This window comes from Bacteroides timonensis (assembly GCF_000513195.1).
GTDB classification, from domain to species: domain Bacteria; phylum Bacteroidota; class Bacteroidia; order Bacteroidales; family Bacteroidaceae; genus Bacteroides; species Bacteroides timonensis.
In genome coordinates this window covers 1-21,361 of record NZ_CBVI010000107.1, presented here as the reverse complement: position 1 = coordinate 21,361, position 21,361 = coordinate 1, and the positions used below count along the sequence as shown (strand labels likewise).

Here is a 21,361-nt window from a genome sequence, read left to right as displayed (position 1 = left end):
TGCGATTGCTTGGAGAGATTGGAAGCACGACGGATAATGTAATTTTTCCGGTCTTCTATTTCACTGATAAGAGCAGTTCCTTCCGGATTCAGAATGATTTGGACATAGTCTCCCACAGCTACCGGGTTGGTACTGCGAATGCCTTTTAACCGGAAGTTACCCTTGATTTTGCATTCTACACATTTACCTTCGTCGGTTTTTACCAAATACCAACTACCTGTATTTTTTATTACCAGTCCCCTCACTACTAATTAGATGAGTAATGAAGAATGAAGAATATCTCCATTCTTCATTAAATTATTATACGGTCATGATTTCTTTGTCCTTTGCAGCCAGCATATCATCAATTTGCTTGATGTATTTATCGTGAATCTTCTGCAATTTCTCCTCGCCTCCTTTTTGTGCATCTTCTGCCAAGCCGTCTTTAACAGACTTCTTTAGGCCATCGATTGCATCACGGCGGGCATTGCGTACACTCACTTTGGCAGTTTCGCCTTCACCTTTACACTGTTTGGCAAGTTGTCTACGGCGTTCTTCAGTCAGCGGTGGGATACCGATACGGATGATTTCACCGTTATTTTCCGGCATGATGCCAAGGCTGGAGTCAATGATAGCTTTTTCAATCACCCGGAACATGCTTTTGTCCCATGGCTTGATGACGATACTACGGGCATCCGGAGTATTTACGGCAGCTACGTTATTGATGGGAACCATGCTTCCGTAAGAGTCCACACGGATACCGTCCAGCAAACGAACGTCTGCTTTTCCGGCGCGGATGTGAGCCAATGCTTCTTCCAGATACATGACGGCCATATCCATTTTTTCTTGCGCTTCATCTAAGATCTCTTTTACTTCTCTCATATTTCTTAGTTTTGAATTGTGCTTTTAGAATTTTTGATTGAACAAAAGTAGTATAATTTTGTCTATTTGCAAAATATTAGCCAACAGGAATCAAGCAAATTGCTTATATTTGTCGCATTTATATATAGAAATTAAGAGTATGCCAACCTATTTTGAAAATATGTCATTTGATGAAGTCTTTTTGAAATTCAAAGAGAGGTTTGTTCGTTTTTCCATGGCATACGTTTCTGATAGGCAGGTTGCCGAGGATATTGTTACTGATGCCTTTATTGCATATTGGGAAAATAGGGCAAGATTATCTAATAATACGAATATCCCTGCATATATACTGACGGTGATAAGGAATAAGTGCTTGACTTATTTGAGGGACACCAAATTACATGAAGATATACTGGCTGATTTGGTAAAAGTGGAGGAGTGGAAATTGCAAATGCAGATAGCCTCTCTGGAAGCTTGTAATCCTTTCGAAATTTTTACGATGGAGACTTATGAATGTGTGAGGAAGGCTTTTCGTGAACTTCCGGAAAAGACCAGAAAGGTGTTTTGGTTGAGTCGGTATGAAAATAAAACTCATAAAGAGATAGCTTCAGAACTGGAAATTTCTATTAAAACAGTTGAGTTCCATATCACTAAAGCTACTAAGATGCTGAAAGATAAACTGAAGGATTACTCTCCCATATTACTCCTATTCATATAGTCCAGTTGATAAGTCTGTAGAGTGGATGAGTCGGATGAGTTTCCTTAAGTTTGGAAAAGAATTAAGCCAGTTCGTGGTTTAACTTCTTTTTAAGTCATTCTTATCTCTTTTTCTTCCGAAAGCTAATCTTTTATCATACGAATATTTATTCTTTCCATCATGGTGGAAAGAATAAGTGTCTGCGATGTTTTCCTTGGCTGTTAAAGGAAAAGGAGGTAGAAGTGGTGGTCTGGCGGCTTAATTCCCATATTTACGGTTACCGAATAAAAAAGAAAAAAATATTCTTTTTTCACTAGGGGTTTGTATTATTTGCGAGTTTTATAATCGTAAACGAAGATAAATATGAAAAACATCAATGATTTTTTTAGGTTTTACAGTCAACAGACTTCATTGGAAGAAGATAAGGTACTGATGGAGTGGGTGGAGGAATCAGAGCAGCATAAACGCGACTTTATGAATTCCTGGCAGATGTATCACGCCATGGGATTGTTGGGAGAAGAAAGGGCAGTAAGCGATATTTCAATAGACAAACGATATAGAATAACGACGTGGACTAAATATGCTGCGGTAATAGTGCTTATTTTTGCGACAGGTTATTTCTCTTCTTTATTATGGCAACCCTGGCGGCAACAGGATGAATTAGTGCAGGAAATTTCAGTGCCACGGGGACAGCGTGTGAATATAACATTGTCCGATGGTACCCTGGTATGGCTGAATTCATTGACAAAAATAAGTTATAATCCATCATTCTCGGGAGATAAACGCATGGTACATCTGGATGGTGAAGCTTATTTCGAAGTGAAACGGAACGAGAAAAAGCCTTTCATTGTACAGACTTCTAAAGGCGATATCGAAGTGTTGGGGACAAAGTTCAATGTAGAAGCCTATACTTCCTCTCCAAAACTAGTGACTTCCTTGATGGAAGGTTCCGTGAAGTTTTCGGCAGGTGCCCGGTCTATTGTGCTGAAACCACTCCAGAAGGTACTGTTAACAGATGGCATTATGCTATTGAGTAATATAACTAGTTTGGACGATTATACCTGGAGGGACGGATTGATAAGTTTTACCAATGCTTCTTTTGAAGAACTAATGGAGAAGTTTGAAAAATACTATGGTTATAAAATTATAATCGAAAATCAGAAAGTGAAAAACTTGCGACGTTCCGGTAAATTCCGTTTATCTGATGGAATCAACTACGCATTAGATGTTCTCAAAAAAGATATGAACTTTTCGTATACGAGAGATATAACAGATTCAATAATAACTATAAAATGATGAGCCTATGAATTGACACGTAAGAAATGCATGTTTATTGATTTTTTTTTCGTAAAAAAAGGAATACCGGTCATATAGGCCTCGACTGGTATTCCTTGAACAAATCAACACCTTAGTATTAATTTAAAATCAGTACAAAGATATGAAAAAAGATTCTTTGTGGAATTACTTTGCCCTTAAATTTTGGAATAATCAGTCTTATAAGATTATGAAAATCACATTTTTCCTTCTATTTGTAGCTATTTTTAGTATGTATGCCGCTAATGGTAACTCGCAAAATGTGAGGGTATCCATTCAGCGTGATAACTCATCCCTGAAGAGTGTTCTAGATGACATTGAGGAGCAGACGGAATATCTGTTTATTGTCCATTCGAATGTTGATGTCGATAAGAATGTAACGGTGAAAGTGAATAATGAAACTTTGTCGAAAGTGCTGGGAATGCTGGCTAAAAAAGCTGGGGTTCGCTACTCTTTATCTCAACATCATATTATTTTATCGGATGATGTTGTTGAGAAAAATGAAGTGGTGCAGCAAAAGAAACTTGCCGGGACGGTGGTAGATGAAACCGGGGAGCCTTTGATTGGAGTAAATGTAATGGTACAGAATAACGGTAGCGGCTCAGTTACAGATATATCTGGGAATTTTGAGTTGAATGCTTCTGCCGGTGATATTCTGACTGTTTCGTATGTGGGATATATAACCCAGAAAGTAAAAATAACATCATCGGTAGAGTCCTTGAAGATTGTATTGAAAGAAGATGCACAGATGCTGGATGAGGTGGTTGCTATTGGATATGGTACGGTGAAACGTAAGGATATAACCGGCTCGGTCGCTTCGTTGGATAATGCCACCATTGCATCGGTTCCGGTGGCTTCGCCTGTCGAGGCTATGGCTGGCAAACTGGCCGGTGTAAAAATCACTACTCCGGAAGGAAATCCCGATGCGGATGTAATAATCAGAGTACGTGGTGGTGGCTCTATCACCAGTGATAATACCCCTTTATTCATTGTGGATGGTTTTCCTGTCAGCAGTATTTCTGATATCCCGGCTACGGATATCGAATCCATTGATGTATTGAAAGATGCTTCTTCTACTGCTATTTATGGTTCGAGAGGTGCCAATGGCATTGTGCTTGTAACTACTAAGAGCGGGAAGAAAGGAAAAATCTCGGTGAACTATAATGCATATTACAGTATGCGCAAGGTTGCCAAGAAGATGGAAGTATTGGATGTATATGATTATATGAAATGGCAATATGAATTGCATTCTCTACGCAACATCCAAGAACAGTTTACAGACTTGTTCGGTTCGTATGATGAACTGTTACAATATAAGTCTGTCCAGGGAATCGACTGGCAGGATAAAGTATTCGGGCGTACCGGAACGACATTCAATCATAGCCTGAGTGTAACAGGCGGTAACGAGAAAACCCGTTTCAACTTTAATTATGCACATGTTGATGATAAAGCAATTCTCCAGATGTCTAATTTTAAGAGAGATAACCTTTCCTTAAAGTTGAATTATGAAGCCAGTAAAAGAGTGCAGTTGGATTTCTCGGCAAGATATGCTCGCACGGTAGTAAAAGGAGATGGTATGACGACTACTACCGGAGGGACAGATGCGATACCTTCCAACTCCTTTGGACGAATAAAGCACTCTGTGATTCAGATGCCGTATCTGACTAATGCAGTTGATGATATTATTGATACGGATGAACTGGACAACGGATTGAAAGATCCGATCACATCCCTGAAAGATAATTATAAAGACCGTGTACGGTTGAACTACAATATGAACGGGTCTTTCAAATGGGAAATCTTGGATAATCTGAATCTGAAGGTAGATTTAGGCTTGGATGAAAACCGGAATGAACTGAATACTTTCTATGGCAGTACTACTTCCGAATCACAATCGAATGCACTTCCTGAGAATGTAGGACAGCCGTTGGTACAGGTTTCCAATTATTATTCACGGGTGTTCCGTAATACGAATACTGTGAATTATGATTTCAAGAAGTTCCTGCCTGAGGCGCATTCTCTGAATGTATTGCTGGGTGAGGAAATGATGATCACTAAGTCTGACAAACTAACTGCCAGATATGAAGGGTTACCCGACTTTTTTACTGCTAATGAAGCATTCAGATTCTCTAGTGAGGGTGATCCTGTCAGATATGGACGTTTTTACTATCCCGATGATAAGCTATTGTCCTATTTCGGTCGTTTCAATTATAGTTATAGTGGACGTTATCTGGCAACCGTTACATTACGTGCTGATGGTTCCAGTAAGTTCACTAAAGGTAACCAGTGGGGATTCTTTCCTTCAGGAGCTTTGGCCTGGCGCCTGTCGGAAGAGGAATTCTTCAAAAGAGATTGGCTATCCAACCTGAAGTTGCGTTTGAGTTATGGTGTTTCCGGTAATAATAATATTCCAGCCGATCAGACTTCTAAGATATTCGGTGTAGCCGAGCAAAAGAAGTGGCTGAATATTACAGATACTTGGTGGACAGCTGGTACGACTTTGAATAATGAAAAGCTGAGGTGGGAATCTACTTACTCTGCAAATATCGGTTTGGATTTCGGCTTTTTCAATAATAAATTGAATGGTTCATTGGATTTATATAAGAATAATACGAAAGATCTTTTGATGGAGTTTTCCATTATGGGGTCCGGTTATAATACACAGTATCGTAATGTAGGTGAGACGGAGAATAAAGGCCTTGAACTGACCCTGAATTACTCACCGGTTCATAAGAAAGATTATGGTGTGGATTTGTCTTTTGTGATAGGATTCAATAAGAATAAGATTATAGATTTGGGTAATCTTACCAATGGATATACAGTAGCTACCAGCTGGCAGAACACGGAAGTTGGTGCCGACTATATTGTAAAGCCAGGTTATGCTGTTGGTCAGATGTATGGTTTTATAACGGAAGGACGTTATGAAGTAGATGATTTTGTGGGATATGACGGTGCTAAATGGGTGTTGAAAGACGGAGTTCCCGATGCTAGTGAGGTGATTGGTGCTGATGCTGTACGTCCGGGTGGACTGAAACTGAGAGATTTGAATGGTGACCATGCCATTACCGAAGATGACAAGACTATTATAGGAGATGCAAATCCGGTGCATACGGGCGGTTTTACTCTTTCCGGCTATTATAAAGGTTTTGACTTGAGTGCCAATTTTACGTGGAGCTACGGAAATGATATATATAATGCGGATAAGATTGAGTTTACTTCACCGACCAAATATGAGTTCCGCAATATGATTACTACCATGGCGGAAGGGAAACGCTGGAATAATCTCAATTCTGACGGGACGATCTGTAATGATCCTGCCAAGTTGACAGAAATGAATGCATCGACTACTATGTGGTCGCCCTTCATGAAGAAATCGGTATTCCATAGCTGGGCGGTTGAAGATGGTTCTTTCCTGCGGTTGAATACGTTGACGATTGGTTATTCATTGCCGCAGAACCTACTGAAGAAGGTTTATATCAGCAATCTGAGGGTTTATTTTACTGGATATAATCTGTTTTGTCTAACAAACTATTCAGGTTTCGATCCGGAAGTCGATACACGCCGAAATTACAGAGTGACCCCAGGAGTGGATTATTCTGCTTATCCGAAGAGTCGGCAATATACCTTCGGTATTAATTTGAGTTTCTAAGATGAAGTATAACTATACTAAAATAAAAATTATGAAGAAGATAATATATTTGCTTGTCTGTTCTGTGATAGGGCTGTTTAGTTCCTGTTCCGATTTTCTATCCGCACCTTCAAAATCTTCCTTTTCGGAGGAGATTGTATTCTCTAATGAGAAGTTGACAGAAAATATGATTTTTGATATCTACAGTTTCTTTGCACAGACTAATTCGCATCGAGGGCGGTTTCAGCCTTATTATGGAATGAATACGGACTGTGAGATGTTTAATTCGGTGGAACTGACGGATCAAGCATCCCTCTGTACTTATTCGTCATCACCTGCCAATTCACAAATGTCGGGAACCAAAGATCCCAATACATGGACTTGTTTTTATAATGCTATTGAAGCGGCTAATGTGTGCCTAAAAGGAATAGAAGAGTATGGTAACCCTTCGCCCGACAATCTGATGGGATATTTCTATGGAGAGGCACTGACCCTGCGGGCAACTTTTTATTATGATCTGATCCGTGGTTGGGGAGATGTCCCGGCACGTTTCGAGCCGGTGACGGATGCTACTATCTATATGAAGAAGTCTGATCGTGATGTTATTTATAAACGAATTATTGATGATCTGGAAGAAGCGGAAAACTACCTGCCGTGGCCAAATGACAGTGAAAGAACCTCGACTTCCGAACGCATCAATAAGGCTTATGCTAAAGCTTTGAGAGCCCGTTTATGTTTGATGGCTTCTGGCTATTCACAGCGTCCGCTGAGTGAAAATGACCACAAAGGCAGCGAATTGCGATTAAGCAATGATCCCGACTTGCAGAAAAGTGTATTATATCCTATTGCCAAAAAAGAATTGGAAGATATCATCAATAGCGAGAAGTGTATCCTGGAAAAAACTTTTATGCAGATATTCAAGAATAACTGTCAGGATTACATTGCAGCCGGTGGGGAATCCTTGTTTGAGATACCTTTTGCTGATGGACGCGGGCGTATGATGCAGCATTTTGCTGTTTATCATTATGATAAGAGCAAATACATTTCGACAACCAAAAAAGGAGGTCAGAATGTGCCTACACCTACTTTGTATTACGATTATGACGAAAGTGATCTTCGTCGTGACGTGACTTGTGTACCCTATAAATGGGAAAAAGGAGCGCAAGTGACCCGTACAAGTGCCGTTGATCAGAAAGAAGGCTGGAATTTTGGAAAATACCGGTATGAGTGGACAGCTGAAGTGCGGTTGGTGACAGGAGATGACGGGTTGAATCAGATTTACGTACGCTATGCAGATGTATATCTGATGTTAGCTGAAGTTTTGAATGAACTGGGCGATAAGGACGGAGCGAAGGACTATATACGCCCTATTCGTGAACGGGCTTTCTTGGAAAGTGACCGGAAGATCAAAGTAGATGACTATCTGGATGCTTTAATTACAAAAGAACAAGTGTTTAAGGCTATTGTTGATGAACGGAAATTTGAGTTTGCCGGTGAGATGTTACGGAAGCAAGATCTTATCCGTTGGAATATGCTGGGTGAGAAAGTACAGGACACCAAGCGGAAAATGACGGCTTTGAGAAATTATGAAGGAGATTATGCAGCTTTGCCACAGACATTATATTATCGTTTGAAATCGGATAAGGAAACTCTTGAGTTCTATGGCTTTAATAAAGGCGAGAATGTGATGCCGGAAGGTGACGGCTGGGCGACGGTGAATTGGCAACAGGCGGCTATTTCAGATCTGAGATTACAGTGTTTTTATCTGACAGATCCAGATATGCGTCAGTATTGGCCTATCTTCCAGAGCGATTTGGATACTCAACTGGGTTATTTGGTGAATGATTATGGTTATTAATGGGGCTATGAAATATTGTATTCTTTCTATTCTTTTATTGAGTTTCACGTCTTCATTGTGGGCTGGTTCTTTTGTGCTCAAGCATAAAAAAAGAATGAATGTGTGTGGATTAATGGGGAGCGGAGTGTGCGTTTGCAACTTTGTTCTCCAGACATGGTCCGGTTCACCAAAAGCCGTTCCTTATCTTTTGAAGAAGATGAGCCTTGGATGGTGGTAAACTATCAGTGGGGAAAGGTGAGTTATTCGTTGACGGAAAATGAATCGGACTACAGGATAAAGACAGATTCATTGGAGGTCTATTTGTCGAAAAGTGATGCCTCTGTAAGAATACATTATAATCAGGGACATTCGCTATGGCAGGAATTATCTGGCATGCATTATGACGGTGACAGTGTGTACAATAACTGTCGTCTGCTACCGGATGAACATTTCTTTGGTTTTGGGGAGCGTATGGACTTTTTCGACCAGCGCGGGAAGAAGATTTACCTGAATGTGGAACGAGGCAATGGACCGAAGCCTGCTGTGGGAAATAAGGATGTCCTGAGAGCCAATTATTGCCCAGTTCCTTTTTTTATGAGCAGTGCGGGGTATGGTATCTTTTTTCATACTGCTTATCCTACTACTTGGGATATGGGTGAAAGTACGCCCAATGCTTATTCTTTTTCTGCAGAAAACGGTGAGTTAGATTATTATTTTTTGTATGGTGATTTTTATCATCTGATAGACTGTTATACTTCTCTGACTGGGAAATCTCCTTTGATGCCCAAGAAGGCTTACGGACTGCATTTGGGTACTTATTCTGGCGGGACATGGAAACATGAAGATCAGACGTCCGATCGTTATCCGGTTCAACTGGCAGAGAAAATGCGCTCGCTGGGGATCCCATTCGATCTGATGTGGTTGGATTCCACTTGGCGTAAGTTTAAATCCGGAGGGAACGGAGCTTCTACCTTTGAGTGGCGTGAGACTTTTGATGATCCTCGGAAAATGTTCCAGAAACTTGAAGACATGCATGTGATGGCAGGCTTGCATGTTCGTAGCATTGTGGATAATGGAGATTCTTTACATCTGTTGGACGAAGCGCGTGAAGCGGGGGTGCTGTATCCCGGTGCTAAAAAGGAGGGGTTGATTAACTTCTTTGACTGCAAGGCAAGTGACTGGTGGCTGGAAAATGCCGTGTCGAAGCTTGCGGACATAGGTTGCAGGTTTCTGAAGACTGATGTCGGTAGTGCACTGACTGTTTCTTCTGATGTCCAGGGTGAAGAAGCTGTTAAGGCGAAGTCTGATCATAATTTGTTTCCACTGGCTTATGCTGCTGCTCCCTATGATTACTATATGAAGAAAAGTGGTTTGCGTGGTTTTAACCATACCCGTGAAGGCTATGCAGGTATTCAGCGTTATCCCTTTATCTGGGCGGGTGACTGGGGAAGCGAGTGGCAGTGGTTTGCTCCCATGATTGTAGGCGGGTTGAATATCGGCCTTTCCGGTGTGGGGTATTGGTCACACTGTATGGGCGGTTTTGAGCAATATTCTCCACGTGATACGGAACTGTATATGCGGTGGGTACAATTCGGTATGTTTAGTCCGGTCTCCATATTGGTAGGGATGGATCATCCGCATTATCATGAACCGTGGACGTATGGTGACGAGGCTTTGAGGAATTTCATAAAATATGATTCCTTGCGGTATGCACTTCTGCCTTATATTTACAGTACGGGATATGAGATGTACCAGACGGGACGACCGATGATGCGCCCTCTTCTGTTGGATTCACCTAAAGATTACAACGTTTATTCTGTGACGGATCAATACCTGTTTGGAGATCATATAATGGTCTGTCCGGTAACTGTAAAAGGTGCTTTAAGTCGTTTTATTTATTTTCCAGAAGGAATCTGGTTCCGTTTTGGAAGTAATGAACGTTTTATGGGAAAGCAATATAAGTCTTTTTTGACTCCATTAGATGAATTACCTCTTTTTGTGAAAGGTGGAGCGATTATTCCTATGCAAAAAGTGGTGCAATATATTGGAGAACAATCTATTGAAGAACTGATCCTTCAGGTATACCCAGGGGAGAATTCCTCTTTTGACTGGTATGACGATGACGGGGAGACTATGGATTATCAACGGGGTGTCTATTCTTTGGTGCGTTTCAGTAGTGAATGGGGAGTTAACGAATGGAAGTTCACAATTATACCCCAATGTAAGACCTATAGGAATAAAGTGAACAGCTATTTGATACAGATGTATAGAAATACGGTCCCTGTGGAAGTTAGCTATAATGGTGTCCGGCTGGTACGAGCTGATGCTATAATGGAAAAATCCGGTGGGGAAGGATGGGAATATGATCCTGCCACTCAGTTGATGACCATTCGTGTAAATAGACAAGATAAAGAATCTCAAATTAGAGTAAGATGAATCATATAAAAAAGATAAAGCTTTTTACAATAGTTACGGCTTGTTGCCTGAATATGGGATTTCTCCATAGCCAGGATCCTTTCAGGGCTTTAAGTTGGAAGACACCTACAGCCTTTCATTCTTTCCTGATGCGTGATGTGCATCAACAGTTCAAGAATCGGAGACAGGAACTGATACAGGCTCAGACTTCACCGGAAACAATGATAAAATACTGTAAGGAGGTGCGTGAACGTTATTTGAATATACTGGGAGATTTTCCAGAAAAGACGTCATTGAATGCCACGGTAACGGGGATACTGTACACCGACGGATTTAGGATGGAGAAATTGGTTTTTCAGAGTATACCAGGACGTTATGTTACGGCTAATCTGTATTTACCGGAGAAGGGAGAAAAGTTTCCGGTGACGGTATCTTTGTGCGGGCATGGGCTGTATGGCAAGAAACCGGGAGCTACACCGGCTTTATTGGCCCGGAATGGAATTGCAACGTTAGTGGTAGATCCCATAGGACAAGGGGAACGCTGGCAATTTATGAATGATAAAGGAGAATATCTCACTCGTGGGGCGACTACGGAACATACGCTGTTGAATGCAAGTTGCAATGTAGTCGGTACAAGTTTGGCTGCCCTTCAATGTTGGGACAACCATAGAGCTATTGACTATTTGGTAAGTCGGAAAGATATAGATTCCGACAGAATAGGAGTATGGGGCAGTTCAGGTGGAGGAACCGAAACTGCCTATCTGATAGGTCTGGATTCGCGGGTAAAAGTAGCAGCTATTTGCAGTTATTTTTCTGAACGGGAACGTACTTTGGAATTGCAGGGCCCCTCCGATGGGTGTCAACACGTGCCGCACGAAGGGCTGGCACAAATAGAATTGGCCGATTTTCCTTTGATGATAGCACCTGCTCCAATTTTGATTCTAAGCGGTAGATATGACTTTGTTGACTTATGGGGAGCCATGCAGGGAGTAGAACAGTTGAAAGAATCCTATAAAATACTCGGTGTGCCCGAAAGAGTGAAGCAGTTGGTTGTGGAAACCGGACATGGATTGGGAAAAGAAAAACGGAATGAATTGGTTACCTGGTTCAAGCATTGGCTAGCTCAGGATGATTCTCCACTAATTGATAAGGAAGAAAATCCGTTTACGCTGGAACAATCTTACTGTACCTTAACAGGGCAGGTCATAACTTCTTATAAGGATGCTGTGAGTATTCCTGAAGAGAATTTGCATCGTGCACAACAACTTTCTTCCGAACGGGGAAAATTTATGGCACAGAAGTATGAAAAGATCAGGGAAGGTATTTCTTCTTTGCTGAAATTGCCGGATGTGGGAAGGAATAGGTTGACAGCGAATCTGACTCATACTTATATCCAGCGTGGATATGCTCAATATCATTATGAGCTGATTCGTGAAGGATTGATTCCCATTCCCTGTATTCTGATTGTACCGGATAAAATGACTGCGGATTCTCAGGTTGATATCGTTCTGGATGATATGGGAAAAGATCATTTCCTGAGATCTCAGGATAATATTCAGGAATACATTAATAACGGAAGAGTTTTGGCTGCAGTAGACTTACGGGGATTTGGGGAGACAGAAGATCCGGAACAATATAACGATGCGAAGTATTGGAACCGGGAATACCGGACAGCAATAACTTCTTTGCATATCGGCAAACCTCTGATCGGTCAGCGGGTTGCGGATTTGTTGACGTTGCTGGATTTTGTTTCGACGAATGAACATACCCGGGAGCATGTAATAAGTTTGCGGGCGGCAGGACTGTATGGACCGGTTGCCATGCATGCGGCAGTTTTGGATGATCGGATTAGCCAGGTGATAATCAGAAGAAGTATAAAGTCTTATCAGGAGTTTATGACTTCTCCATTGCAGAAAGACATGTTTTCGAATATGATTTACGGAGTTCTGCGATATTATGATTTGCCGGATCTGGTGGCTTTTGGTAAGGGACGAATCAGGTATGATGATTAAAATGTCGGGAATATGAAACGCTTTATATTATATATATTATGTTGGATGGGATGGTTTGTCCTGTCTGCAGGAAATGACTATTCTCGTTTTTTGCATCACTTGCCGTTTGATATGCCACAGCTTCAGTTACCCGATATACTTGGGAACCGGATTTCATTAACAGAGTATGGGGGAGTGGGAGATGGCATAACATTGAATACCGAATGTTTCCGGGAAGCTATTGAACATTTGTCAGCGAAAGGAGGAGGAACGTTGGTGGTTCCTGCTGGTATCTGGCTGACCGGTCCTATACGGTTGAAGAGTCATATTGAGTTACATCTGGAGAAAAATGCGTTGCTCATCTTCACTTCTGATTTTTGGTCTTATCCTTCGCGAAGTACATTCTTTACGGAAGTTTTCTATAGGCAACTTCAAAGTCCGATCAGTGCTTATAACGAATCGGATATTGCGATAACCGGAGAAGGGGTGATTGATGGTAGCGGGCAGGACTGGAGACCGGTCAGGAAAAATAAAGTGACGGTTGATGAATGGGAACACCTGCAAAGGAAAAGTGGAGTGTTGAATGATGCCGGGACGATTTGGTATCCTATGGCTGACGATGTGCAGCGATATGCTAGGCGTGAAGAGAATATTATTCATAAATATAATACACCGGATGAGTGGGTACGGTTGAAGGATTATGTAAGACCTGAACTAATGCATCTTTACCACTGCGAACGAGTATTACTACAAGGAGTCACTTTTCAAAATTCACCTTTCTGGAATCTGCATCCTGAGTTGTGTAAGCATCTGATTGTAGATAGTGTTTGTGTACGCAATCCATGGAACTCACAGAATGGTGACGGACTGGACATTGAATCTTGCCAGAATGTATTGGTGGTGCAAAGCACATTCGATGTGGGTGATGATGCTGTTTGTATAAAATCCGGTAGGGATGAAGTTGGGCGCTTGCGGGGAATACCTACGAAGAATGTGGTAGTGGAAGATTGTACGGTTTTTCACGGTCATGGTGGTTTTGTGGTTGGCAGTGAAATGTCAGGCGGAGTGCATTCTATTTTGGTGCGTAATTGCAAATTCCTGAATACGGATACGGGATTGCGCTTCAAAAGTAACCGTCAACGTGGTGGACATGTGTCGGATATCTATATACAGAATGTGTATATGTGTGGCATAGCTGCGGAGCCGATTCTGTTTGATATGTATTATCAGGGGAAGTCGGCGGTAGAAGCAATGGAGGATGCCTTGAAAGGCAGTATGGAAACAATACCGCCTGTAACGGAGAAAACGCCGAAGTTTGACCATATTCACATTAGTGACGTTCATTGCTATCAGGCAGGGCGAGCTTTATTGTTTGATGGGTTGCCCGAACAGAATATTTCGGATATAACTTTGAGGAATGTTACTATACATGCCGTGGAAGGAGGAGTTTTCTCCGAGTGTACAGCTGTCCGTATGGAAGGAGTTACAATTCAAACGAATGATTCTGTTCCGCTGAAAGTGTATAATTCCAAAAGGCTGATAGGTAATAGCGTGATATGTAATGGTGATCGGATGGCAAAAAATATATGGGTTAAAGGAAATCGGAATGAAGGGGTAACAATCAATGATATAGCTTTGTGTGAACGGGAAAGTGATCTCTGGAAGTATTGTGAACAGGTAGCTGGTTCCATTCAAACCACTTCTTTTCGCAATCAGGATTATGTAATTTCTCATTATGGTGCACAAAAGAATCAGAATATAACGGAATCTCTGAAAGCTGCTATTCAGGCTTGCCATACGGATGGTGGTGGGCGTGTCGTGATACCGAAAGGAGAATATTATACGGCGGCAATCCATCTATTGTCGAACGTCAACCTGCATCTGGAGAAAGGGGCTGTATTGCGTTTTTTAACTTCTCCGGAAGATTATCTGCCTGTTGTTGTCTCTCGCTGGGAAGGAGTGGATTGCCAGACATTGTCTCCCTTGATTTATGCCAATGGGCAAACGAATGTGGCCATCACGGGAGCCGGAACTTTAGACGGACAGGCTTCTCGTGATAACTGGTGGAGCTGGAAGGGGAGGAAATCTTCTTCGGAACAAAATACGGAAGCCAAGGTAGGGAAGGATAAGTTGCTTTGGATGGAACAAAACCGGATTTCTTTGGACGAACGTATCTTTTCTGTTAACGATAAGTTGAGGCCTCCCTTTATTCAATTCTATCGCTGTAACCGGGTTCTGGTAGAAGGAGTGACTATCATTCGTTCTCCTTTCTGGATGCTGCATCCTCTGCTATCGAAAAATGTGATAGTGAGAGGTGTGAAGTTTGATAGTCACGGGCCGAATAATGACGGGTGCGATCCGGAATCTTGTGAGAATGTACTGATAGAATCTTGTGATTTTAATAATGGGGATGATTGTGTAGCTATTAAATCGGGCAAAAACAATGACGGACGTACTTGGAACCTTCCGAGTCGCAATATCATTGTACGTAACTGTACTATGCGTGACGGACATGCTGGAGTTGCTGTTGGTAGTGAAATTTCCGGCAGTTGCTATGATGTATGGGTGAGGGATTGTGTAATGGATAGTCCTAGCATGGACAGACCTTTACGTATAAAATCTAATGCTTTGCGTGGAGGAGTGGTAGATGGGTTCTATGCACGTGATATTCGTATTGGTGAATGTAAACAGGCCGTGTTGCGTCTGGAATTGCAGTATGAAAGAGTGCAATCAGGTCCTTATAATCCAGTGTTCCGAAATATCTATCTTGAAAATGTGACCTGTAATAAGAGTGGTTACGGAATATTGATAGAGGGTTTTGAGGATCGGAACTCTGTATTCAATGTCCTGCTGAAGAATTGCCGGTTGAAGGGAATTCAGGCACCGGAGCTTAATAAAATAGTAGGGACTGAGAAGGTGGAATTTGTAAATACAACATTTAATAATAAAAGTATTGAGAAATGAGAAACATAGTATATAGACTGATATTATTTCTGTTTGCAGTAGGCCTGTTTGTTAATATATATGCTGCGGATTATCTATGTAAAGGTAATGAAGTAGTGTATAAAGGGAAAAATGAAATGTTGCGTATCCGTGTTTGTAGCGAAAGTATCATACGGTTCACCAAGAATTCTTCGGAAGTGTTTCCGAAAGAGAGTGACTTAATTGTAATTAAGAAAGACTGGCCGTCAGTACGTTACGATCTGAAAGAAGTGAAAGGAGGGCTTGAATTGCGGACAGATAGTTTAAAAGTCCTATTAGCATATTCTCCTTTGCGATTAGTTGTTATGAATAAACAGGGGGTAGTTTTATATGAAGAGAAAGATTATACACTGAATGCGAATGCAGATACATGCACTGCTCCCCGGAATGTCTGTACGCTCTTTCCTGAAGATCATTTTTTGGGTTTCGGTGAGCGTATGGATTTTCTGGATCAGCGCGGTAAACGACTGTATTTGAATTGCGAATTAGGAAAAGGTCCGAAACCTGCGGTCGGTGGAAAGGATATTCTACGTGCCAATTATTGTCCGGTCCCGTTTTATATGAGTACCCGAGGATATGCTATTTTTCTGAATACAGCCTATCCGACAGAATGGGATATGGGGTGGAGCAACAGATACCAGTTTACTTATGGAACCAATGGAGGGGAAGGACTTGACTATTATTTCATTTATGGCCCGGATATGTATTCCATGTTGAGTGCCTATAACGAATTGACGGGAAGTAATCCTATGCTTCCTAAAACTGCATACGGACTTCATGTTGGAACTTATTCCGGCGGAACCTGGAAGAATGAGCAATGTACTTCGGATAAATATCCGGTAGAATTGTGCCGCCGTTTGCGGAAAGAAGGAATACCGTTTGATCTGCTTTGGTTGGATTCTACCTGGCGCTATTTTAATTCAACTTTCGGTAATGGAGGTGCTTCTTTTGAGTGGCGGAATACTTTCAAAAATCCGCAGTCCATGATTGATTCTATTTATGGAATGAATGTAAGTATGATGGGACTGCATATTCGTTCTATCCTGGATAATGGAACTCAGGTAAACCTACTTGACTCCGCCCGTCATTTAGGAAATATATTGCATCCTGAAACCTATGTCAACGGTATTGTGAATTTTTTCGATGAGAAAGCTGTTGACTGGTGGTGGGATAATGCTGTAATGCGTGTAGCTTCTATGGGAATTAAGTTTGTGAAGACGGATTGTGGAGGTGTATTGCGTTTCCCTGCAACTGCTGAACCGGTTGATGGCTTTCAGCCTGCGGAACTACATAACTTGTTTCCGATAGCTTATGCAAAAGCCCCTTATTTGAAGTTTCAGGAATATAATAAAATGCGTGGACTGAATCATACACGTGAGGGGTATGCCGGTGTACAACGCTATCCTTTTATCTGGGCCGGAGACTGGGGAAGCGAGTGGCAATGGTTCGAACCGGTTATCCGGGGCGGACTTAATATAGCTATGTCTGGAATTGGCTATTGGTCGCACTGTATGGGCGGCTTTGAACAATATTCTCCTCATGATACGGATTTGTATAACCGCTGGGTACAATTTGGTATGTTCAGTCCGGTTGCCATTCTTTTTGGAATGGATCATCCCCGCTATCATGAACCTTGGACCTATGGGGAAGATGCCTTGAAAAATTTTATCAAATATGATTCTTTGAGGTATTCTCTCCTGCCTTATATGTATTCCAATGCTTTTCGCCTGTACCGGGATCATCGTCCCATTATGAAGGCTTTGGTAATGGATTATCCTCAGGACGAGAATGTCTATCAGATTAGTGACCAATATATGTTTGGGCCTTCCATGATGGTTTGCCCGGTTACTACCAAGGGGGCGTTGAGTCGTCCGGTATATTTTCCCGGTGGAGTATGGTATGATTTCTGGACAGGAGAAAAGATTGAAGGGAGACAATATAAATCGTTCCTTACACCACCGGATATGATGCCGATATTTATCAAAGCGGGAGCTATCATTCCTATGCAGGAATCTATGCAATATGTAGGTGAGAAAAAAGTGAATTGTGTCCGTCTGCTGGTTTGTCCGGAAGAAAAATCTACTTATGATTTGTATGAAGATGATGGAGTGAGTGTCGATTATAAGGAAGGCGCCTATGCGATTTCTTCCATAGAGAGTTCACTCATTGATGGCAGTTGGAGACTCTTGATTCATAAACCGACGGGGAAATTCCGACCGGATATACATCGCTATGAAGTGACTTCTTATCTGGATTTTAAACCGACAAAAGTCGTAGAGAATGGAAAACAGATGAAGAAAATAACAGTTGAAAACGAGCTCTTGCCGGGTACCTGGAAATATGACGCGGAAAAGAAAATACTTTCGGTCAGTACGTCTTCCGATAACCGGATGAATATAGAATTGAAAGCAGAATAAAAATAATAAAAGACTCCGGTAAACATTTGCTTACCGGAGTCTTTTATTATTTGCTTGATTTTTATCAGTTATGTACCAATGTACCTATTTCTTCTCCCAGCATTACCTTTTTCAGGTTTCCTATTGTATCCATGTCAAAGACGACAATGGGGAGATTATTTTCCTTACACATGCAGGTTGCAGTGAGGTCCATTACCTTCAGTCCACGTTTCAGAACTTCGTCATAAGTGATATCGTCGAATTTTGTAGCAGTCGGATCTTTTTCCGGGTCTGCGGTATAGATACCATCCACACGTGTACCTTTTAGCATGACATCGGCTTCAATCTCGATACCGCGTAGAGAAGAGCCCGTGTCTGTAGTGAAGAACGGATTTCCCGTTCCGGCAGACATAATAACGACTTCGCCTGCTTCCATGCTTTCGATGGCTTTCCACTTATTATAAAATTCTCCGATAGGTTCCATGCGTACGGCTGTAAGTACACGTGCCTTTACGCCGGTGGCTACCAGGGCAGAGCTTAGTGCCAAACTGTTGATTACAGTTGCGAGCATACCCATTTGGTCGCCTTTTACGCGGTCGAAACCTTTGTTTGCACCACTCAATCCACGGAAAATATTTCCACCGCCGATGACGATACCTATCTGAACGCCCAGTTCATGGATTTCCTTGATCTGTGCTGCATATTCGGCAAGGCGCTTCTCGTCAATGCCATATTGTTTTTCGCCCATCAGGCTTTCGCCGCTGAGCTTTAACAGGATTCTTTTATACTTTGCCATATGATATTACATTTAGTTTCTGCAAATATACGCTTTCTGTCTGTAAAGATTAACTTTGGTACAGAATTTTTCTACTTAAAACTGCCTGCATGATGCCACGGAGAGATAAATAGACGATGAAAGCGAGCCAGAGGGCATGATTTCCCATCCATTCGTGTAAAGAGTAATAAACAAGGAAGAAACTGCCGGAAGCTACCAGCATGGAGTAAAACATTTGTCGGGTGGCAGTGGCTCCTATAAAAATGCCATCCCACAGGAAAGCGGCAAAACCTGTAAGTGGGATTGCCAATACCCAATAAAAGTAATTTCCGGCTTCCCGAATGACGGAGGTTTCATTAGTCAGCAGTCCCAGGAATGACTTGCCTCCAAAGAAATAAAGCAAGGTGAAACCTGTGGAAAGACCGACACCCCAAATGAAGAGCTGGCGAACCGTGCGATATAATGCCGGTCGATTATTGGCACCAACATATTTACCCACTAACGCTTCTCCTGAATAAGCAAAACCATCCATGATATAAGAAAATAGAGTGAATAATTGCATTAGCAAAGTATTGACGGCCAATACTATTTCTCCTTGTGCCGCTCCGGCAGAAGTGAAAAATAGAGTGACAATGACCAGACAGAGGGTTCGTAGAAAGATATCCCGGTTTACCTGGAAAAAACGCAGCATGGCTTCCTTTTTCAGCACTTCATGCCAAGCAACGTGCTTTTTAAGTCCTCCATAATATCGCCTCCATAATAATAATGCCATCAGGAAACCGGCATATTGAGCCGTAAGTGTTCCCCAAGCTACCCCGGCAACTTTCATGTGGAACAGATAAACGAAACAAAGGCTTGCGGCAATATTCACAATATTTTGTGTGATGGCGATGTACATCGGGAAACGTGAATTCTGCATACCGATGAACCAACCTGCGAATCCATAGAGTCCGAGCATAGCAGGCGCTCCCCAGATACAGATCCGGAAATAGAGTGTAGCCAATCGCTCTACTTCCTCTGTAGTTTGTATAAAAGTGAATGCCAGCTTCCGGATGGGATATTGCAATGCCACTAAGACAATGGCGATAAGCAATCCTACTCCGACCGACCGTAATAAAAGTCGTGCAACTTCATCCAGATCATGTTTGCCGTATGCCTGTGAGGTCATTCCACTGGTCCCCATTCTCAAAAATCCGAAGATCCAGTAGATAATATTGAATAACATTCCGCCCACGGCAATGGCTCCGATATATGCAGCGGCTCCCAGATGCCCTACGATTGTTACATCAATCAGTCCCAGCAGGGGAACTGTTATGTTTGATATAATCGAGGGTACAGCTATCTGAAGTATTCTTTTATTGATAATATTCGGAGTTTGAGCAATCATTTTAAAACTCTGGTTTGTTCTATTTACCGACAAAGGTACTCTTTTTGTCGCAAACGGTAAAAAAGCACCCGATAATAACAATTTTTATAGTACATAATGTTTGAAAAATGAATATATTTGCGGTAACAAAAACTGGGTAATATTTAATAAGAGATGAGAACCTTAACTTTGCTATTTTCATTAATGGTTACTTTCCCCTTTGTGCTCTCTGCGCAAACGGCGGGAGAACTGCTACAGAAGGTGTCTGCCGCCTTGTCTGAGGGGCAGGATGATTATGTTGTGAGTCTGTTTCGTCAGGCGATAGCTGCCGGAGCAGATCAGACTGAAATGTATTATTGGACTCAAATAGAAAAAAACAGTGCCGTGGCTCCCCGTCTGGTCAATGAGTTGGCAACCTATTACAAGCGTAAGCGGAATTATGACAAAGCTTATCTTTTTTACAGAGAATTCTTGCAGTATCATTCCGAAGATGTTCCTGCACTTGTGTCGTGTGCCGAAATGGAGATGATGAGAGGTAAGGAAAAAGATGCCGTCAAAACTTATGAAAAGGTTTTGATGCTGGATGCCAATAATCTGCAAGCCAATATTTTCCTGGGGAGTTATTATTACCTGCAAGCAGAACGCGAAAAGAAGAAGCTGGAGGATGATTATAAGAAAATAACTTCTCCTACACGGATGCAATACGCCCGCTATCGTAACGGACTTTCTGATGTTTACTCCAATGGTTACTCCAAAGCAAAGGACTATTTGCAGCGTGTGTTGCAACTGTTTCCTTCCACAGAGGCGGGAAATACCTTGGAAAAGATCAGGAAACTGGAAGCGGAAATTAAGTAAGCTATAATAAGCTTTCCGCGTTTTCTACTGCTCTTTTGCAATAATAGCCCGATGCAATCTTTTTGTTGATCTCCTTTATATTTCTGACCATTTCGTCATAGGATTCTGCGGAAATGGATGATAATATGGAGTCTAACTCTTCCAGTGAATCAATACACACGCCTATTTTGTTCTCAGCTACAAATGAGGCCAATGCTGCTTCTTTCCATATAATTATGGGAAGATTGCAGCGTATGTATAAGGATACCTTGTGCGGATTGTTTAT

At 41.8% G+C, this 21,361-nt stretch carries 12 protein-coding genes and 2 pseudogenes; 9 read left to right on the top strand and 5 right to left on the bottom strand.

Features of this window, described 5'->3' with window-relative positions; all coding sequences use genetic code 11:
- Positions 1-245: pseudogene (locus BN161_RS20130) on the bottom strand (ribosome small subunit-dependent GTPase A); the annotation flags it as partial.
- A gap of 55 nt (positions 246-300) precedes the next feature.
- Entirely contained in the window at positions 301-861 is a 561-nt protein-coding gene (frr, locus tag BN161_RS20125) for a ribosome recycling factor (RefSeq protein ID WP_044269671.1), read from the bottom strand.
- A gap of 139 nt (positions 862-1,000) precedes the next feature.
- On the opposite strand from frr, the gene BN161_RS20120 reads away from it, so the two are divergent.
- The 8 genes from BN161_RS20120 to BN161_RS20085 all read left to right on the top strand — a co-directional run bounded on the left by BN161_RS20120 (position 1,001) and on the right by BN161_RS20085 (position 18,121).
- Entirely contained in the window at positions 1,001-1,558 is a 558-nt protein-coding gene (locus BN161_RS20120; protein WP_044269669.1) for an RNA polymerase sigma-70 factor, read from the top strand.
- Positions 1,559-1,900: 342 nt separating this feature from the next.
- Complete coding sequence (locus tag BN161_RS20115; protein WP_044269667.1) at positions 1,901-2,833, top strand: FecR family protein; 933 nt, start codon at positions 1,901-1,903, stop codon at positions 2,831-2,833.
- Positions 2,834-3,041: 208 nt separating this feature from the next.
- The gene (locus BN161_RS20110) at positions 3,042-6,500 is read left to right on the top strand and encodes a TonB-dependent receptor (RefSeq protein WP_167332558.1); all 3,459 of its coding nucleotides are present in this window, start codon (positions 3,042-3,044) and stop codon (positions 6,498-6,500) included.
- 31 nt (positions 6,501-6,531) lie between these two features.
- Positions 6,532-8,337, top strand: a complete 1,806-nt coding sequence (locus BN161_RS20105) for a RagB/SusD family nutrient uptake outer membrane protein (protein ID WP_044269677.1) — start codon at positions 6,532-6,534, stop codon at positions 8,335-8,337.
- A 102-nt stretch (positions 8,338-8,439) separates the two neighbouring features.
- Positions 8,440-10,752, top strand: a complete 2,313-nt coding sequence (locus BN161_RS20100; protein ID WP_074435173.1) for a glycoside hydrolase family 31 protein — start codon at positions 8,440-8,442, stop codon at positions 10,750-10,752.
- Positions 10,749-12,743 carry an alpha/beta hydrolase family protein gene (locus BN161_RS20095; RefSeq protein ID WP_081743754.1) on the top strand — a complete coding sequence of 665 codons (1,995 nt, stop codon included), beginning with the start codon at positions 10,749-10,751 and terminating at the stop codon, positions 12,741-12,743. Before BN161_RS20100 ends, BN161_RS20095 begins: the two co-directional genes overlap by 4 nt.
- A gap of 12 nt (positions 12,744-12,755) precedes the next feature.
- Complete coding sequence (locus BN161_RS28205) at positions 12,756-15,686, top strand: glycoside hydrolase family 28 protein (protein WP_081743753.1); 2,931 nt, start codon at positions 12,756-12,758, stop codon at positions 15,684-15,686.
- Complete coding sequence (locus tag BN161_RS20085; RefSeq protein WP_044269665.1) at positions 15,683-18,121, top strand: glycoside hydrolase family 31 protein; 2,439 nt, start codon at positions 15,683-15,685, stop codon at positions 18,119-18,121. Before BN161_RS28205 ends, BN161_RS20085 begins: the two co-directional genes overlap by 4 nt.
- Positions 18,122-18,185: 64 nt before the next feature.
- Here BN161_RS20085 and pyrH read toward each other — a convergent pair whose 3' ends face one another.
- A complete protein-coding gene (gene pyrH, locus BN161_RS20080; protein WP_007212247.1) occupies positions 18,186-18,896 on the bottom strand; it encodes a UMP kinase in 711 nt (236 codons plus the stop codon).
- A gap of 49 nt (positions 18,897-18,945) precedes the next feature.
- Positions 18,946-20,262: an MATE family efflux transporter gene (locus BN161_RS20075; RefSeq protein ID WP_044269663.1), complete on the bottom strand. Its 1,317-nt coding sequence runs from the start codon at positions 20,260-20,262 to the stop codon at positions 18,946-18,948.
- 153 nt (positions 20,263-20,415) lie between these two features.
- Between BN161_RS20075 and BN161_RS20070 the strand changes: the two genes are divergently transcribed.
- Entirely contained in the window at positions 20,416-21,096 is a 681-nt protein-coding gene (locus tag BN161_RS20070; protein ID WP_044269661.1) for a tetratricopeptide repeat protein, read from the top strand.
- A gap of 1 nt (position 21,097) precedes the next feature.
- Here BN161_RS20070 and BN161_RS30165 read toward each other — a convergent pair.
- Positions 21,098-21,361 (bottom strand): annotated as a pseudogene (locus BN161_RS30165) (galactofuranosyltransferase); the annotation flags it as partial.

Bases quoted from the DNA above. Each gene is read 5' to 3' on its own strand.
- BN161_RS20105 (WP_044269677.1), top strand. From the start codon at position 6,532: ATGAAGAAGATAATATATTTGCTTGTCTGTTCTGTGATAGGGCTGTTT.
- BN161_RS20110 (WP_167332558.1), top strand. From the start codon at position 3,042: ATGAAAATCACATTTTTCCTTCTATTTGTAGCTATTTTTAGTATGTAT.
- frr (WP_044269671.1), bottom strand. From the start codon at position 861: ATGAGAGAAGTAAAAGAGATCTTAGATGAAGCGCAAGAAAAAATGGAT.
- BN161_RS20120 (WP_044269669.1), top strand. From the start codon at position 1,001: ATGCCAACCTATTTTGAAAATATGTCATTTGATGAAGTCTTTTTGAAA.
- BN161_RS20070 (WP_044269661.1), top strand. From the start codon at position 20,416: ATGAGAACCTTAACTTTGCTATTTTCATTAATGGTTACTTTCCCCTTT.
- BN161_RS28205 (WP_081743753.1), top strand. From the start codon at position 12,756: ATGAAACGCTTTATATTATATATATTATGTTGGATGGGATGGTTTGTC.
- pyrH (WP_007212247.1), bottom strand. From the start codon at position 18,896: ATGGCAAAGTATAAAAGAATCCTGTTAAAGCTCAGCGGCGAAAGCCTG.
- BN161_RS20085 (WP_044269665.1), top strand. From the start codon at position 15,683: ATGAGAAACATAGTATATAGACTGATATTATTTCTGTTTGCAGTAGGC.
- BN161_RS20095 (WP_081743754.1), top strand. From the start codon at position 10,749: ATGAATCATATAAAAAAGATAAAGCTTTTTACAATAGTTACGGCTTGT.
- BN161_RS20115 (WP_044269667.1), top strand. From the start codon at position 1,901: ATGAAAAACATCAATGATTTTTTTAGGTTTTACAGTCAACAGACTTCA.
- BN161_RS20075 (WP_044269663.1), bottom strand. From the start codon at position 20,262: ATGATTGCTCAAACTCCGAATATTATCAATAAAAGAATACTTCAGATA.